The 15,475-nt window shown below is 44.8% G+C and carries 13 protein-coding genes and 2 riboswitches; of the genes, 6 read left to right on the forward strand and 7 right to left on the reverse strand.

Features of this window, described 5'->3' with window-relative positions; all coding sequences use genetic code 11:
* Window positions 1-34: 34 nt before the first annotated feature.
* Both JMX83_RS00965 and JMX83_RS00970 read right to left on the reverse strand, forming a co-directional pair.
* Window positions 35-631: a hypothetical protein gene (locus tag JMX83_RS00965; RefSeq protein ID WP_201598247.1), complete on the reverse strand. Its 597-nt coding sequence runs from the start codon at window positions 629-631 to the stop codon at window positions 35-37.
* Between the two features lie 312 nt (window positions 632-943).
* Window positions 944-1,264: a YcgL domain-containing protein gene (locus JMX83_RS00970; protein ID WP_201598249.1), complete on the reverse strand. Its 321-nt coding sequence runs from the start codon at window positions 1,262-1,264 to the stop codon at window positions 944-946.
* Window positions 1,265-1,524: 260 nt separating this feature from the next.
* Window positions 1,525-1,663: riboswitch (glycine riboswitch) on the forward strand.
* A gap of 67 nt (window positions 1,664-1,730) precedes the next feature.
* Window positions 1,731-1,879: riboswitch (glycine riboswitch) on the forward strand.
* 168 nt (window positions 1,880-2,047) lie between these two features.
* Here JMX83_RS00970 and gcvT point away from each other — a divergent pair.
* The 4 genes from gcvT to gcvP all read left to right on the forward strand — a co-directional run bounded on the left by gcvT (window position 2,048) and on the right by gcvP (window position 7,800).
* On the forward strand, window positions 2,048-3,229 hold the full coding sequence (gene gcvT, locus JMX83_RS00980) for a glycine cleavage system aminomethyltransferase GcvT (RefSeq protein WP_201598256.1): 1,182 nt from the start codon (window positions 2,048-2,050) through the stop codon (window positions 3,227-3,229).
* Between the two features lie 117 nt (window positions 3,230-3,346).
* On the forward strand, window positions 3,347-3,727 hold the full coding sequence (gene gcvH, locus JMX83_RS00985; protein ID WP_201598259.1) for a glycine cleavage system protein GcvH: 381 nt from the start codon (window positions 3,347-3,349) through the stop codon (window positions 3,725-3,727).
* A 352-nt stretch (window positions 3,728-4,079) separates the two neighbouring features.
* The gene (locus tag JMX83_RS00990; RefSeq protein WP_201598262.1) at window positions 4,080-4,838 is read left to right on the forward strand and encodes a nitroreductase family protein; all 759 of its coding nucleotides are present in this window, start codon (window positions 4,080-4,082) and stop codon (window positions 4,836-4,838) included.
* A gap of 64 nt (window positions 4,839-4,902) precedes the next feature.
* Complete coding sequence (gcvP, locus tag JMX83_RS00995; protein ID WP_201598265.1) at window positions 4,903-7,800, forward strand: aminomethyl-transferring glycine dehydrogenase; 2,898 nt, start codon at window positions 4,903-4,905, stop codon at window positions 7,798-7,800.
* Window positions 7,801-7,913: 113 nt separating this feature from the next.
* Here gcvP and JMX83_RS01000 read toward each other — a convergent pair whose 3' ends face one another.
* Entirely contained in the window at window positions 7,914-8,402 is a 489-nt protein-coding gene (locus tag JMX83_RS01000; protein WP_201598268.1) for a hypothetical protein, read from the reverse strand.
* A gap of 103 nt (window positions 8,403-8,505) precedes the next feature.
* On the opposite strand from JMX83_RS01000, the gene JMX83_RS01005 reads away from it, so the two are divergent.
* Window positions 8,506-9,210 carry an esterase/lipase family protein gene (locus JMX83_RS01005; RefSeq protein WP_227675654.1) on the forward strand — a complete coding sequence of 235 codons (705 nt, stop codon included), beginning with the start codon at window positions 8,506-8,508 and terminating at the stop codon, window positions 9,208-9,210.
* 205 nt (window positions 9,211-9,415) lie between these two features.
* Here JMX83_RS01005 and JMX83_RS01010 read toward each other — a convergent pair whose 3' ends face one another.
* The 4 genes from JMX83_RS01010 to JMX83_RS01025 form a co-directional block, all read right to left on the reverse strand.
* Complete coding sequence (locus tag JMX83_RS01010; RefSeq protein WP_227675655.1) at window positions 9,416-10,750, reverse strand: ribonuclease D; 1,335 nt, start codon at window positions 10,748-10,750, stop codon at window positions 9,416-9,418.
* Window positions 10,751-10,886: 136 nt separating this feature from the next.
* On the reverse strand, window positions 10,887-11,480 hold the full coding sequence (gene recR, locus JMX83_RS01015) for a recombination mediator RecR (protein WP_201598271.1): 594 nt from the start codon (window positions 11,478-11,480) through the stop codon (window positions 10,887-10,889).
* Between the two features lie 107 nt (window positions 11,481-11,587).
* Window positions 11,588-11,917: a YbaB/EbfC family nucleoid-associated protein gene (locus JMX83_RS01020; protein WP_025651278.1), complete on the reverse strand. Its 330-nt coding sequence runs from the start codon at window positions 11,915-11,917 to the stop codon at window positions 11,588-11,590.
* A gap of 80 nt (window positions 11,918-11,997) precedes the next feature.
* The gene (locus tag JMX83_RS01025) at window positions 11,998-13,290 is read right to left on the reverse strand and encodes an O-succinylhomoserine sulfhydrylase (protein WP_201598274.1); all 1,293 of its coding nucleotides are present in this window, start codon (window positions 13,288-13,290) and stop codon (window positions 11,998-12,000) included.
* 429 nt (window positions 13,291-13,719) lie between these two features.
* On the opposite strand from JMX83_RS01025, the gene JMX83_RS01030 reads away from it, so the two are divergent.
* Window positions 13,720-15,363: a phospholipase D family protein gene (locus JMX83_RS01030; protein WP_201598276.1), complete on the forward strand. Its 1,644-nt coding sequence runs from the start codon at window positions 13,720-13,722 to the stop codon at window positions 15,361-15,363.
* Window positions 15,364-15,475: the final 112 nt, after the last annotated feature.

Genomic DNA, 15,475 nt, shown 5'->3' on the forward strand with positions numbered 1-15,475 from the left:
CAATAACTTTATATTAATGCCTAGTCTACTTTTATCATTTATCGGACATATCGCTATTAGCTTTCTTATTTAATATACTGTCTTTTTCTAGGTTTACATTAGTATCGGACTGTTCGGTGACGGTAGCACCTTCTGCTAAATAACTGCCGGTCGTCAGTTGCATCGTCGCTTGCGTATCCTCTGCCGTACGACTACGAGCTTTGTCCAAGCTCGATGCGAATGCGCCGCGTATCAGCTGCCACATAAAACCGATAAACAAACCGATGACCAGTACCACCAATATTGGCAACATATTGGCAATCGCGCCTGCAAAGTCTTTCATCATAACAGCATAGACGACGCTGATACTGGCTGGTGCAATCTCACTAGAGTCACCAAGCGCTGTGCCTGGCGCCAATAACACTGCAAACAGTATCATCCAGCTCATACCACCTAATGGTTTGGGCAATATGCGAGCGACTAGCAGCCATAACACCAATACCAAAATGGAACCGCCAAGATACGCATACATTGGCAAATCGGCGGGCGGTACGTTTTTTACCATTTGACCCCACCAAATGGCAATCTCACCGAGAATGTCACTAATAGATTCTAATGGTAAGCTATGTAAGATGTTTTTTAACCAGTCCATGCGTGTTTCATTACCTGCGTTTATCACCGATGACACGTTGTGTGTCTAGCAGTGTATGGTGCGTTCTGTCGTACCAAAATAAGATCAAATACATAATCGATGCACACATCATGTGCGTTTCTATCTGTATTTTTTTATGTAGATGTCATGGGGTGTCAGTTTATCACGACTTTCTACCCAAATGCATGTGACCAAATGTGTCATGAGTGTTTTGTCCATGGCATTGTAAAGATCATTCTCTCAATCACCTTGCCACAACCGTCTTACCAATAAGCATACCAAGCGTCAATGCTATCTAGTCGTGAAATGTATCTAGTCGTAGATATTGTCTTGCGCTTCACGAGCGCGAAGCTCTGCTTGGCGGCGCATGACATCTTGTGGTGGCATCTGCACAAAATAACCTTGGGACTCTAGCTTTGCCAGTACTTCTTCTTTATCAACACGCGCCAGAGTGGGCGTCGTCGCCAAATCAAGATGCATGACAAACTTGCTACGGCCTAAACCTGCACGAAAATCTTTTGGCAGTACGCCAAGCCAATCTTTGATCTCATCGGTATCATCAGGATAATCAGGGCGCGCAATATACACATACATGTCATCATGTTTGGGAAATTTATAAATATCGCAATGCATAAAAACCACCTATCAGTAACTATGGGCGTAGGTTAGCATATTTCAGGCAAATACCAGTAGTCGCTTTGCGTTTTGCTATCGTAATTTTGCTGTCCTATGCTGTTTTGAGCAGTCTAAAAACTGCTGGGAGAAGTGTAGAATCTCCTCTTGCTACTCGCCTCTCTTCAACAAACTATCGTAGTAAAACATCATTTTTGCCAAATTTATTTACTTTAATGGCGTTGATGACTTGTAAAAGCGCTTTGAACCTTTCATAATAAAAGCGTTTTTCAGGAGAGAGTCTGTCGGCACAGATTTTGTATTACACCGCATTGGTGATACACACTGACAACTGCCATATGACCACCGAAGGCGCATCCACCCTGCCAATCGCTCAGGTAAAAGGACTGAAAAACGCATGTCACTGTTGTTTGGTAGTGTTTGCTAGCATCATGCTCATAAGCACACTACATCCTCAAACATAAGGCATAACAAATCTGGAGAGTGGTAAGAACGGACGACGTCTTACCCACCGAAGGGGAGAAAATACGTTATCATCAATCGCAGGTTTTAAATAACTGCTCGTAAACGATGGTTCGTGTTGAAAATCTCAGGTCACAGGACAGATAGGGCTTTAGCTTAAACCGACGTTCAGCGTCTGTTTGGCTTATGTCTTTATCTTTTATTTCTGTGTCACCCTTTGATGTAATATTTGCCCCTCGCAATATTGCTTCTCGCTACTTTTACGTTGCACATCACTCCTTACTCTGCCGAGTACGACTGATGTACACATAAGGATTTGTTATGACTGATACCCACTCTCAAGATTCTAGCAGCAACCAAGCCCCAAAGCGCACCCCTTTTTACCAGTCTCATCTTGATAGTGAGGGCAAACTGGTCGATTTTTCGGGTTGGGAATTGCCAATTCATTACGGTTCACAAATCGAAGAGCACGACGCGGTACGGACAGATGCAGGTATGTTTGATGTCTCACATATGGTTGTCACAGATATCAAAGGCGCAGATACCAAAGCATGGCTACAAAAGCTGCTCGCAAACGATGTCAACAAACTCACTACCGCTGGTAAAGCGCTGTACTCTGGTATGCTCAATGAGCAAGGCGGCGTCATCGATGATTTAATCGTCTACCTGATGAATGCAGAAGAAACTGAGTACCGTATCGTCTCTAACGCGGCCACTCGTGACAAGGATTTGGCACAGTTTTATAAAATCGCTGAAGGCTTTGACATTACTATCACCGAGCGTCCTGAGCTTGCGATGCTTGCCGTTCAAGGTCCAAATGCTATTGAGAAATTGGCTCAAGCCAAACCAAACTGGGCAGATACCTTAGCAGGGCTAAAACCTTTCGTGGGTGCTGACTTGACCGATATCGAAGGCACCGATTGGTTTGTGGCTCGTACTGGCTATACTGGTGAAGATGGCGTCGAAGTCATTATGCATGCTGATGATGCCCCTGCTTTCTTTGAGCAGCTAAAAGCAAATGACATCAAACCTGCCGGTCTTGGCGCACGTGATACCTTGCGTATGGAAGCGGGCATGAACCTCTATGGCCATGACATGGACGAGACCATTAGCCCTTACGAGTGCAACATGGGTTGGACGCTTGCACTAAAAGATGATCGTGCCTTTGTCGGCCGTGAAGCATTGGTCAGCAAACGTAAGCAGTCAAAAGAAGACAATACTGCTATGAAGCAAGTAGGTCTGCTATTGACCACGCGTGGCGTATTGCGTGAAGGCATGACAGTGACTATCAATCAAGGCACTGATAACGAGCAAACTGGCATTATCACCAGCGGTACATTCTCCCCTAGCCTAAAAAATTCAATCGCGATTGCTCGTGTACCTGCCAGCTTATCAGACGATGATAACGTACAGGTCGATCTACGCGGCAAAGGTAAGTTCGTTGATGTACGCGTATTGAAGCTACCTTTTGTCCGTAATGGCAAGCAGCAGTTTGACTCTTAGGTCTTATAAATCTTATTATTAGAGCGCGTTGTCGTTTTAGACATAATTATAAAAACGATGACGCGCCCAGCCTCCATTATTTTTGTTAATTAACCTCTATCACTTAGGAGAGAGACCATGAGCAACATCCCAGCAGAGTTAAAATATATTGCAAGTCACGAGTGGCTACGCTTAGAAGACGACGGTACGATCACTGTTGGTATCACTGACCATGCTCAAGATCTATTGGGTGATGTGGTATTCGTTGAGCTACCAGATGTGGGCGATATCATCGCTGTCGATGACGAAGTTTCAGTTGTTGAATCAGTAAAAGCCGCTTCTGACGTTTATGCCCCTATTTCAGGTGAAGTTATCGCTATCAATGAAGCACTAGAAGATGATCCTGAAATCATCAACTCTGACCCATACGGCGAAGGTTGGTTCTTCAGAATGAAGCCTGACAACATCGCTGACTACGAAGCACTAATGACTGCTGACGAGTACGAAAGCGACTTATAAGCTAAGCACGTAAGCTAAGCATACTCTCGTAAGACATTAGCACTTGTAAGACTTTAGCTTACACAAAGCACTAGCCCCGACTAAACATCATAGATACTGGCAGCAGCTGGTATCTATACTCGCTATTTAAACGATTTAAAAACCTTTCTCATGAAAAGTATTGGCTCATTGACCATGCTTGTTATTTGAAAGTAGCTTTATATATAGATCTCCAACAATCATTATCGTCCGATGTTATTGCTACCAAGCGTTATCTCATTGACTCGTATTGATCACCTATTCGAATCCCAATGAATACGTGCTATCAATAACAACTCAAACTGATAACCCAATTCTCAGCATGGATCCTAATATGAATGCCAACACCGATAATAAAGACCCCATTGCCACGCCAGATCATACGCCACAGCTACAAGCCTTTCGCGATATCGTAGAGTCACGCCGTTCCGTGCGCCGTTTTACTGACACACCCATCCCTGATGACGTATTGGCAGACTGTCTGCATTTGGCCATGCTAGCGCCAAACTCTAGCAATCTACAGCCGTGGGAGTTTTATGTTATCGACGATGCTGACAATCGCAAACGCGCCGTCAAAAATTGCATGAATCAAAACGCAGCAAAAACATCAGCCCGTTTGATTGCCATCGTTGCTCGTACGGACATTTGGCACGATCACGCTCAGCAAGTATTGCGCGAATACCCTGATCAGCCAGTGCCGAAAAAAGTGAAAGACTACTACAACAAAGTCGTCACGATGGACTTTTTGCGCGGCCCAGCCAATGTGGTTTCGGCTGCAAAATGGGGCGCAACGCAAGTGGTCAGACGCGTAAAAGGCCCAATCAAATCGCCTTATTATACCTTTGAAGACACTAAAAACTGGGCAACTAATAACACCGCGCTTGCCGCCGAAAACCTGATGCTAGCATTACGTGCTCATGGTTTTGATAGCTGTCCTATGGGCGGCTTTGATGAGCCTGCCATGAAAGCGTTGCTCAATCTTAGCGACGACCATCATATCGTTATGATGCTTGGCGCAGGCGAGCGTGCTGACAATGGTGTTTATAACACCCAGTTCCGCTTTGATCAAAAACAGTTTGTGCATTACGTATAACGTACCGCTCACATTATTCCTTCAATTGCTATTTTGTTTATTACTCCCTTAACCAAGGATTGTCATGACTATCTCTCAAAACCCATCGTTTGATACCTTTCAAGGATTGTTCAACGAAGCTGAATTTGTCTATCGCCACTTAGGTTCGAACGAAACCAAGCAAGCTGACCTACTCAGCGCTGTTGGTTATAAAGATATGCAAAGCTTTATCAATGACACTGTGCCTGAGCCAGTACGTTTGCACAAAGAATTGGATTTGCCAGTGGCGATGAGTGAGCACGCTGCACTTGCCAAACTACGCACGATGGCAGACGACATCACTGTTAACAAAAGCTATATCGGTCAAGGCTACTCTCCGGTTCGTATGCCGGCTGTCATTCAGCGCAACGTGCTCGAAAATCCAGGCTGGTACACCGCCTATACCCCTTACCAAGCAGAAATCGCGCAAGGCCGTCTAGAAGCATTGCTAAACTTCCAACAAGTTTGTATCGATCTGACTGGTCTGGAGCTCGCTGGTGCATCATTGCTTGATGAAGCAACAGCAGCGGCAGAAGCAATGGCTATGTCAAAGCGTGTGAGCAAAAGCAAATCAACGCAGTATTTCGTCGACGAGCGTGTCTATCCACAAACGCTAGATGTTATTAATACTCGTGCTAAATACTTTGGTTGGGAAGTCGTTGTTGGTGATTTTGAGACGGCTAAATCTGGCGATTACTTCGGTGCGCTATTCCAGTACGTTGGTGCTGAAGGTGACGTTAAAGACTTAACAGACGTCATCAGTGCAGTAAAAGAAAACAAGACTTACGTCAGTGTCGTCAGTGATATCATGAGCTTGGTGTTATTAAAATCACCAGCTGACATGGGTGCTGACGTAGCGCTAGGTAGCACGCAGCGTTTCGGTATCCCAATGGGCTTTGGCGGTCCACACGCCGCTTACTTTGCATTCTCTGACAAAGCCAAGCGTTCAGCACCTGGTCGTATCATTGGCGTATCAAAAGATGCACAAGGCAATACCGCATTACGTATGGCTCTACAAACACGTGAGCAGCATATCCGCCGCGAAAAAGCCAACTCAAACATCTGTACCTCGCAGGTATTGCTCGCTAACCTCGCTGGCATGTATGCGGTATATCATGGTCCAGGCGGTGTGAAGCGTATTGCCACTCGTATTCATGCGTTTGCCACTGCGTTTGCTGATGCTATCACAGAAGCCAATGACAGTAGCCTAAATGTGGTACACGACCAGTTCTTCGATACAGTCGTGGTTGATTGCGGCTCAGAGAAATTGGCTACTCAAATCTTTAAAAATGCAGATAACGTTGGCTATAACTTATGGCGTTTGAGCGACACCAAATTGAGCGTTGCCTTTAGTGAAACCAGCGATCAGCAAGACTTCAACACGTTGACTCAACTATTCGTCAACAAGTCACATGACCTACCTGAAACCGCTCGCATCTCACTTGACAGCGCGCATCTACGTACGGATGACATCTTGACCCATCCAGTATTCAACTCGCATCATACCGAGCACGAAATGCTACGCTATCTAAAGTCGCTTGAAGACAAAGATCTAGCGATGAATCGCAGCATGATTTCACTGGGCAGCTGTACCATGAAACTTAACGCCACCAGTGAGATGCTACCAATCACTTGGCCTGAATTTGCCAACGTGCATCCTTTTGCACCGCGTGACCAAGTCACAGGCTATATTGCGATGATTGATAGCTTGCAAGATCAATTAAAAGCCATCACTGGTTTTGATGATGTTTCTATGCAGCCAAACTCTGGCGCCTCTGGTGAGTATGCTGGTCTGCTCGCGATTCGCCGTTATCATGAATCATTGGGTGAGAGCAATCGCGATGTGTGCCTCATTCCAATGTCAGCACACGGTACCAACCCTGCTACCGCCATGATGATGGGTATGAAAGTGGTTGTGGTCAAAACTGATGAAAACGGCAACGTTGATATCGATGATCTAACGGCCAAGTGTGAAGAGCACAGCGATCGTTTGGGCGCTTTAATGATCACGTACCCATCGACTCATGGCGTGTTTGAAGAAGGCATCCGTCATATCTGTGATTTGACCCACAAGCATGGTGGTCAGGTCTATATGGACGGCGCCAATATGAATGCTCAGGTAGGCATGATGCAGCCTGCAGACGTTGGTGCTGATGTACTACATATGAACTTGCACAAAACCTTCTGTATCCCGCATGGCGGCGGTGGTCCAGGTATGGGTCCTATCGGCATGAAGGCGCATTTGGCACCATTCATGGCCAACCATACGCTAAGCCCTGTGCATAACGCGCAAAAAGACTGCTCAGCGGTGTCGGCTGCGCCTTATGGTTCAGCAAGCATCTTGCCTATTTCGTGGATGTACATTGCCATGATGGGCCGTGATGGTCTGCTAAAAGCAACGGAACTGGCATTACTTAACGCCAACTATGTGGCAGCTGAGCTAAAAGGTCACTACCCTGTCCTATATGCAGGCAAAAACGGCCGCGTGGCTCACGAATGTATCATCGATATTCGTCCGTTAAAAGAAGAGACTGGCATCACGGAAAGTGATATTGCTAAGCGCTTGATGGATTATGGTTTCCATTCACCAACGATGAGCTTCCCAGTTGCAGGCACGCTGATGATTGAGCCCACAGAGTCTGAGTCAAAAGAAGAGTTAGATCGTTTTATCAGTGCGCTGAAATCTATCAAAGCTGAAGCGATGAAAGCCAAAGCGGGCGAAGACAACTGGACGCTAGAAGACAATCCATTGGTCAATGCACCGCATACCGCAGCTATGATTATTGGTGAAGAATGGACGCATCCATACAGCCGTGAGACTGCTGCGTTCCCACTGCCTTACATCCGTGCAAACAAGTTCTGGCCAAGTGTGGCGCGCGTCGATGATGCGTACGGTGACAAGAACCTTATGTGCTCTTGCCCAAGTATCGAAAACTATATGTAATTATCATTTTCGATAACTGCTCGTTTATTTTATAAAAAACCTCCAAATCACTAGCTGATTTGGCGGTTTTATTTTATGCATGCATTGTTAAATTTTTACACTGTCAATGAGACTTAACCGCCCAACCATCCTTTATTCAAGCCACATTCTATCCAGTTGAGCTTTATATTTTCACCTGTCAGGATTCCTTTAGGATAAGTAAATGCTCCGCCGCCAAGATAAAGCTCATCGCCAATCTTATAAGGCTTTCCTTCAAATAGTAATACTTCCTGAGCGTCATCCCATGAAAAAGACGTATCTGCTAATACTAACAGAAGACTATTATCTTTTGTCGGCACCTCGTCACTATCCCTAGTTAAAGCAAGACAGTTATTAAATTTTGTCAAGTATCCAGCTGTCATCGCTACAAATCGACCATCAGTTTTATCTGGAGACCAAGTCGCAATTTGCAGAGGTGTCCTAGCTGGCATAAGTTCGCTTGCTACTATCATTTCTGGCATATCTACTTGAACAATTGGTGGTTTCTCCGCTCTATAAGTGGTACAACCTGACAGCGAAAAAATAGCTGACATTGAAATTAAAAAGCTTAGATAATTTGACAACCCTTACCCCTAAAGCGCTAATATAAGATGTCTATCTATCCGCTCATTTTGATAAACAAGCGTCGATAAAAAATCTTATAATGTTACTCATTTGGATATTATTATGCAACAAAAAGACATGGAACAAAAAGCGCCTAAACGAAAAAACCTTGTGATTTTGATACATGGTCTACATCAAACGACTTGGATGATGCGTCCATTAGCGAAGCGTTTACAAGCGCAAGGCTTTGCCACCCATCAATACAGCTATCGCAGCATGCGCGACAGTATCAAAACCAACAGCCAGCGACTACATGAGTGGCTGAGCGCCAACCATAACCCCGATCAGCCAATAGATTTGGTCGGTCATAGCTTGGGTGGATTGATTATTCGTGATTTTTTGGCCAATTATCCCAAATGGCAAATTGGGCGCTGCGTTACGCTGGGTACGCCGCATGTGGGGAGTGTTTGCGCCGATTATGTGTGGCGTCTGAGTCCTTTGATTGTAGGACGATCTTATATAGATGCCCTCGATGGTACAGCGACGTCCTGTCCTGAACATATTCATCTAGGCGTGATTGCAGGCGATAAACCGCGCGGCTTGGGACAACCTTTTTTGCAATATCATAATCGCAAACTGAATAAAGAAGGCGAATCAACAGCCACAGAAAACTGTGCTCATGATGGTACTGTCTATGTCAGCGAAACACGACTGGAATGCGCCAACGACCATATCGTCCTTCCCGTTACCCATACAGGCATGCTGGTCAATAAAGAAGTGGCTCGGCAAGTGATTTACTTTTTAGAAAACGGTGAGTTTGAACACTAGGGCATATTTTTTAATACCTAAAATGCCCTAGATGACAGCGAATAATTGAATAGATATGACTGAGCAAAAGTATAAGCACGATTGTCTAAAGCGCCCATTTGTCGATAGAGAAAAAATTGATACTACCATTGATTGATTTAAAAAATTGGTTTAAAAAACAAGCAATGTGAAATTAGGCATCAATTTTTTGAGTTGGCTGTATTTGCTATCTAATACCCATCCCTTGCTGCAATTCAGTTTTATGCTTGCTGATCACTGGAATCAACGTCTGGATGACCCAGTCATTGCGCCAGCCTTTTAACCCTTGTGGTAATTCGCTGAGATCTTTATCAAGAGCAATGACTTCATATAGCTGTCCTAGCCATTTTTTGCGCATTAAAACGCTGCTAGGCACGCCGATAGCCTTAGCGTGATCATCAATCGCTTGCTGCACTGCTTTTGACAGGATTTTGTTTTTTGAGCGATATGGCGGCACTAGACAAGCTGGATGCTCAGTAGGTGGTAGGCTTTTGGCTTCTCTTATTATCTTAAGCAGCTCTTCACCGTATAAGCGCAGCATGCTACGGTGCATCGTCGTTTTGTGCGCCAGCTCACGCATGCTGTTTGGTTTTTCAGTGACGATCTCGCGTACCGCTTGCTTTTTGATAATAAACGTACGCGGCTGGTTGGTCGCACGTGCCAGCTCTTCTCGCCACGTCGCAATCCCTTTGAGTATCGCCATTTGCTGTGAGTTATAGCGATAATCAGCCATTGTCAGATACATCGCTTCATCTTCAACGTGCTGCAAGTCATACAAGTCCCTGGCATAGAGCTGACAGTCAGCCCAGACATAATCATATAACCCTTGTGCCTTAAGCGCATGCTCGATACTGAGATACAGCGCTGGCAGATAACGCACATCATCGATGGCATACTGCTCCTGCTCATCTGTCAATGGGCGCTGTAGCCAATCAGACTGACTGTGCTCTTTATCGATATGCATATCTAGCTGATCTGCCAATGCCTGCTGATAGCCCATTTGTAATTGACCGGTTAAATAAGACAACGCAATTTGCGTATCAAAGATATTGGTCAATGGCGGACAACCAGATAGCAGATAAAAAATGCCTAAATCTTCACCGCAAGCATGCCAGATGGCCACATCGACTTTACGTAGTGCGTCCCACAACTCAGACAGTTGCAACTCAGGCGCATCTAGTAAATATACGTGATTACCCGTATTTAACTGTACGAGTGCCAAACGCGGATAGTAAGTGTCGCGCTTGATAAATTCAGTATCCAGTGCGACGCGGCCACAAGTTGCCAAGGCATTGATAACCTCAGCCAATTGGTGCTGCTCGCGCACCCATGTGACATCAACGGCATCAGCGATATCCAACAGTGCATCGATATCAATTGCATCAACATCCAGTGCAACGTCATTTGATTCCGAAGGTGTCACCACTGATGTCATTTCAGTATTAGCTACTTTTTGTGATGAGTTGTCAGTAATCTCGGAAGGGTTTGATTTGACTGAAGCGTTTGAAACGTTGTTGGACACGGGCAGATACCTGCATAAATAGGAGAAAATAAAACGCGATACTGCGTCTTAATAAAATTAAAAAAGAGAACAATAATAAAGCAATTATAACAATTTCATAGAATGAAAGGGATAAGACTTTGATGCAATCAAAACCTTATAAAAAAGAGCGATTTTGCATGGCTTGACCTAGCGTCATACTATCTAGATACTCAAGCTCGCCGCCCATCGGTACCCCTTGTGCCAAACGTGTGACTTTATTGACATGACGACTCACGGCTTCGCTAATAAAATGTGCGGTGGTCTGGCCTTCAACCGTCGTACCTGTCGCCAGTATAATCTCTTCAATAGGCTCTTGTTTGACTCGCCATACCAGCTGATCAATATTTAAATCATCTGCACTGATTCCATCAATCGGGGATAAATGTCCGCCAAGCACAAAATAGCGACCACGATATCCTGCCGTTTGCTCGATTGCCATCACATCTGCCGCTGTCTCGACCACACACAGCAGCCCATCATCACGCCTAGGGTCTTGGCATAGTGGACACACTGCTTCATCACTAAAGCTATGACAGCGCTGGCATTCAACAATATCGCGCATGGCTTCATCTAGTGCTTGGGCAAGCGCCATGCCTTGCGGACGTTTTTTACTAAGCAAATGTAGCGCCATTCGTTGGGCACTTTTTTGACCAACGCCTGGCAATATACGCAGCTGTTTGACCAGCTGATCAAATTTGGCTGTAAGCAAAGTAGCTTCCTTTAGTTGACTGAATTTATAAATCGTAGCTATAAAAATGGGGTCGTATCGTGCCGATAACAACCCCATTTTTGTGTTCAGTCTAAAGTATTTAATGCTTAGAACATGCCTTGCATGCCTGGTGGTAGACCCATACCTGAGGTCGCGCCAGCCATGGTTTCTTCGTATAGCTCATCCGCTTGACGCACCGCATCGTTGATAGCCGCAGCGATAAGATCTTCGATCATATCTGGCTCATCTTCTAGCAAGCTTGGATCGATGGTCAAACGCTTAACCACATGGCGACCAGTCATCGTTACCTTAACCAGACCACTGCCCGCTTCTGCTTGCACTTCTTTGTTTGCAAGCTCTTTCTTGGCGTTTTCAACGTTTGCTTCTACTTTCTTTTGCATCGTTTGTGCTTGTTGCATCAATGCTTGAATGTTCATAGTTGCCTCTTTGTCTTATAATAATAAATGGGATACTTTAAAGTTTAAAATAAAATACTGACGGCATTATACCGCTATCTTTACAAACTGTCTAAACCGCGCGCCAAATCTTTGATAATATCTTCGACATCTTCCAAACCGACTGATAGACGAATCAGACCGTCTTTAACGCCAGCTTCGGCACGAGCCTCAGGGGTGAGACGGAAATGTGTGGTCGTCGCAGGATGAGTAACCGTGGTTTTGGCATCGCCCAAATTATTGGTGATAGAGACCATTTGAGTCGAGTCAATCACATGCCAAGCCGCTTCTTTGGTATTACGACTGTCAGATGCTTTGACTTCAAAGCCCATGATAGCACCGTAACCGTCTTTCATATGATGCTGGCGGGTGGCGAGCTCATGTGCAGGATGGTCACTTAGGCCGGAGAAATGCACCGTACTAACATTAGGATGATTGACCAAAAATTCTGCGACTTGATTGGCATTTTGGCAATGCGCTTGCATTCGGAGTTTCAGCGTTTCAAGCCCCTTGGTAAATATCCAAGCATTAAACGGACTCATGCTAATACCGCCTGAGCGCACCACGGTAAATGCTTGTTGCATGAGTTTGTCACTACCGACCAACGCACCGCCTAGTACACGACCCTGACCATCCAAATATTTGGTCGCAGAGTGAATGACCACATCCGCACCCAAATCTAGAGGGCGCTGCAATGCTGGCGTGGCAAAGCAATTATCGACGACCAGTAATATGTCATTGGCTTTGCACAGCTCGCTCAAATAACCGATATCGCAAATCTGCGCCAGTGGATTACTTGGGCTTTCACAATAGATCACTTTGGTGTTTGATTGAACGGCATTAGCCCATGCCTCATTGTCAAAGCAATCAACATAGCTGACTTCAACGCCAAACTTGGCCATATAGTTGTTAAACAGACCGATAGATGAGCCAAATAACTGATTGGCAGCGAGCAGATGGTCGCCCGCTTTTAGGTATGCCAAGCACATGGTCAGGATTGCACCCATACCAGAGGCCGTTGCAACCGCGCGTTCACCGTTTTCTAGCGCGGCAAGGCGACGCTCAAAAGTACGGACGCTTGGGTTGGTATGACGAGAGTAAACGTTTCCTGTCTTTGTACCGTCAAAATGTGCCGCAGCATCAGCGGCTGATTGATAAACATAAGAGCTGGTGGTAAAGATAGGTTCTGAATGCTCGCCCTCGTCGGTACGGTGTTGACCTGCCCGCACAGCAATCGTCTGCATACCGTAATCTAATCCTAAATCTAAGGCATCGTTACGCCAGTTTGGATCTAACCCATCGTTTGAGTTTTTTTGGTTCAAATTATTCTCATCTTTCGTTTGCGACTGACTCATAGACGTTCCGTTGCTTTGTTTTGGTTGGTATAAAAGGACTGCTTATTTTTTTGATTATTAAGCAAATTCATTAGCGTTATCATAACATGCCGACTTATTCCACACATCTGGTTTCAGATAACATCTAATTATTAGTTTTGCCTATTAAAATAACTGGATGTTCAATATGACAGCCATTATGCAGATTTAACCGACAGTAAATCACGATAAAATCAATCGTCAAACCTAACAAAAATAACGTATTTATAATAGGCAGATATGCTAACAGCTGCTAAGCTTAGCGACGATTTGAATTTTGGCATTGGTGATATTTTTATAGACCGTCCAATCAATGCTATCATCCTTAAAAATAGATGAACGATTTCAGCAAATTACTTATCCATGCATTTTATTTATCAGTATATTTAGGCTCACTAAGGTAAATTCGTTATGTCGATGTTCAGTATAGAACCAAGCAGCTTATCGTTGAGTCTGACACTTGGGCTGACTTTAGGTCTTAGTGCTTGCCAGAGCCTACCCGAAAAGCCGCATCTACCTGAGAGCCAAGCGCTATCAGCGCGAGTCAATGCTTTATACCAAAAAGAAGACAGACCAAAAATTGAACAAAAAACAGCCGCTGGAGTCAGCAACACTGACCTAGTGGCCGCTGTTAGTGCGCAAAATGAAATTCATCCTGATTTGTCAGGCTATCATCCGATCGTCACTGGGGCAAATGCGTTTGCTGCCCGTAGTATCTTAACGGGTATGGCCACGCGCAATATCGATGCACAGTATTATATTTGGCACAATGATCAGGCTGGCCAACTTCTATTAAAAGACTTGTGGGAAGCCGCTGAGCGCGGTGTGATCGTGCGTTTGTTGTTAGATGATTTTAATAACAGTGCAAAATTTGATCAGCATCTACTACGTTTTGCGAGCCACCCTAATATCGCGGTGCGTATCATCAATCCATTGATGCATCGTAAGTTTTCAACATTGAACTACGTCACAGGTTTGCCGCGTATCAATCGCCGTATGCACAATAAAAGCATGACGTTTGATAAACAGATTACCATTATCGGCGGACGTAATATCGGTAATGAGTACCTGAGTAACGATCAAAGCAGCCAGTTTGCAGATTTGGATGTTTTACTGATTGGTAAAGTCGTCGCAGACATTGATAATAGCTTTGCCAGTTATTGGTCATCACCGCTGTCGTTTGACATCGAAACTTTAGCCAAATTCGATGATGATGTCACGCCTGATTTTTTGAAGGCCTTGGACAAGCTGGGTATAGATGAAGAAAATAACGAAGGCAGTAGCTTGACGGTCTATAAAGCCGCCATCAAAGACTCGACGATAGACACTGATCTGATCAACAAACGCGTGCCGTTTCGTTGGACAGACATGCAATTTTTGAGTGACGATGTTGGCAAACTGTCCAAAAGCGTCTCATCTGAGACCAACTTGGTGCATCAACTGCGTACGTTACTCGGTAGCCCAACCAAAAAACTGACCATCATCTCGTCTTATTTTGTCCCGACCAAAGACGGGGTCGATACTTTGGTGAAGCTAGCCGAATCTGGCGTTGACATCAAAATATTGACCAACTCATTTGATGCGACCGACGTGACCGCTGTTCATTCTGGTTATAGTCAATGGCGTCCTAGCCTGCTTCGCTCAGGTGTAAAAATATATGAGCTAAAATCAACAGCAGCTGAAGAAAAACGCGACAATAAACTCTGGCGAGCACGCAGTCAGTCATCAACGAGCTTGCATGCAAAAACGTTTGCGGTAGACGACTATCAAGTGTTTATCGGCTCCTACAACGTTGACCCTCGTTCTGCCAATATCAATACTGAAATGGGTGTAATCATCAATGATGATGAGTTGGCAAGACAGCTGCACGGGGCGCTGAGTGATGATCTGTTAAACCAAGCCTATGAAGTTAAGCTGCTAGACAACGGTAGCTTGGAGTGGCATACCATGGAAGATGGCAAAGAAGTTGTTTATGACTCAGAGCCACGTGTTGACATGAGTGACCATGTTTGGCTGACCATCATGTCATGGTTACCTATTGATTGGCTGCTATAACATGTGAAATGTCCTACGCATCAACGCTTAAACATTCAGGATACAACGTCTAATCTCTGTTAGATCAACATCTTGTCATCTAAGTCTTTAGTATAAATCTCTAAGTTTATTT

The sequence above is a fragment of the Psychrobacter piscatorii genome (genome assembly GCF_904846415.1).
Lineage (GTDB): Bacteria > Pseudomonadota > Gammaproteobacteria > Pseudomonadales > Moraxellaceae > Psychrobacter > Psychrobacter piscatorii.

Bases quoted from the DNA above. Each gene is read 5' to 3' on its own strand.
- JMX83_RS00965 (WP_201598247.1), bottom strand. From the start codon at position 631: ATGGACTGGTTAAAAAACATCTTACATAGCTTACCATTAGAATCTATT.
- JMX83_RS00970 (WP_201598249.1), bottom strand. From the start codon at position 1,264: ATGCATTGCGATATTTATAAATTTCCCAAACATGATGACATGTATGTG.
- gcvT (WP_201598256.1), top strand. From the start codon at position 2,048: ATGACTGATACCCACTCTCAAGATTCTAGCAGCAACCAAGCCCCAAAG.
- gcvH (WP_201598259.1), top strand. From the start codon at position 3,347: ATGAGCAACATCCCAGCAGAGTTAAAATATATTGCAAGTCACGAGTGG.
- JMX83_RS00990 (WP_201598262.1), top strand. From the start codon at position 4,080: ATGAATGCCAACACCGATAATAAAGACCCCATTGCCACGCCAGATCAT.
- gcvP (WP_201598265.1), top strand. From the start codon at position 4,903: ATGACTATCTCTCAAAACCCATCGTTTGATACCTTTCAAGGATTGTTC.
- JMX83_RS01005 (WP_227675654.1), top strand. From the start codon at position 8,506: ATGCAACAAAAAGACATGGAACAAAAAGCGCCTAAACGAAAAAACCTT.
- JMX83_RS01020 (WP_025651278.1), bottom strand. From the start codon at position 11,917: ATGAACATTCAAGCATTGATGCAACAAGCACAAACGATGCAAAAGAAA.
- JMX83_RS01025 (WP_201598274.1), bottom strand. From the start codon at position 13,290: ATGAGTCAGTCGCAAACGAAAGATGAGAATAATTTGAACCAAAAAAAC.
- JMX83_RS01030 (WP_201598276.1), top strand. From the start codon at position 13,720: ATGTCGATGTTCAGTATAGAACCAAGCAGCTTATCGTTGAGTCTGACA.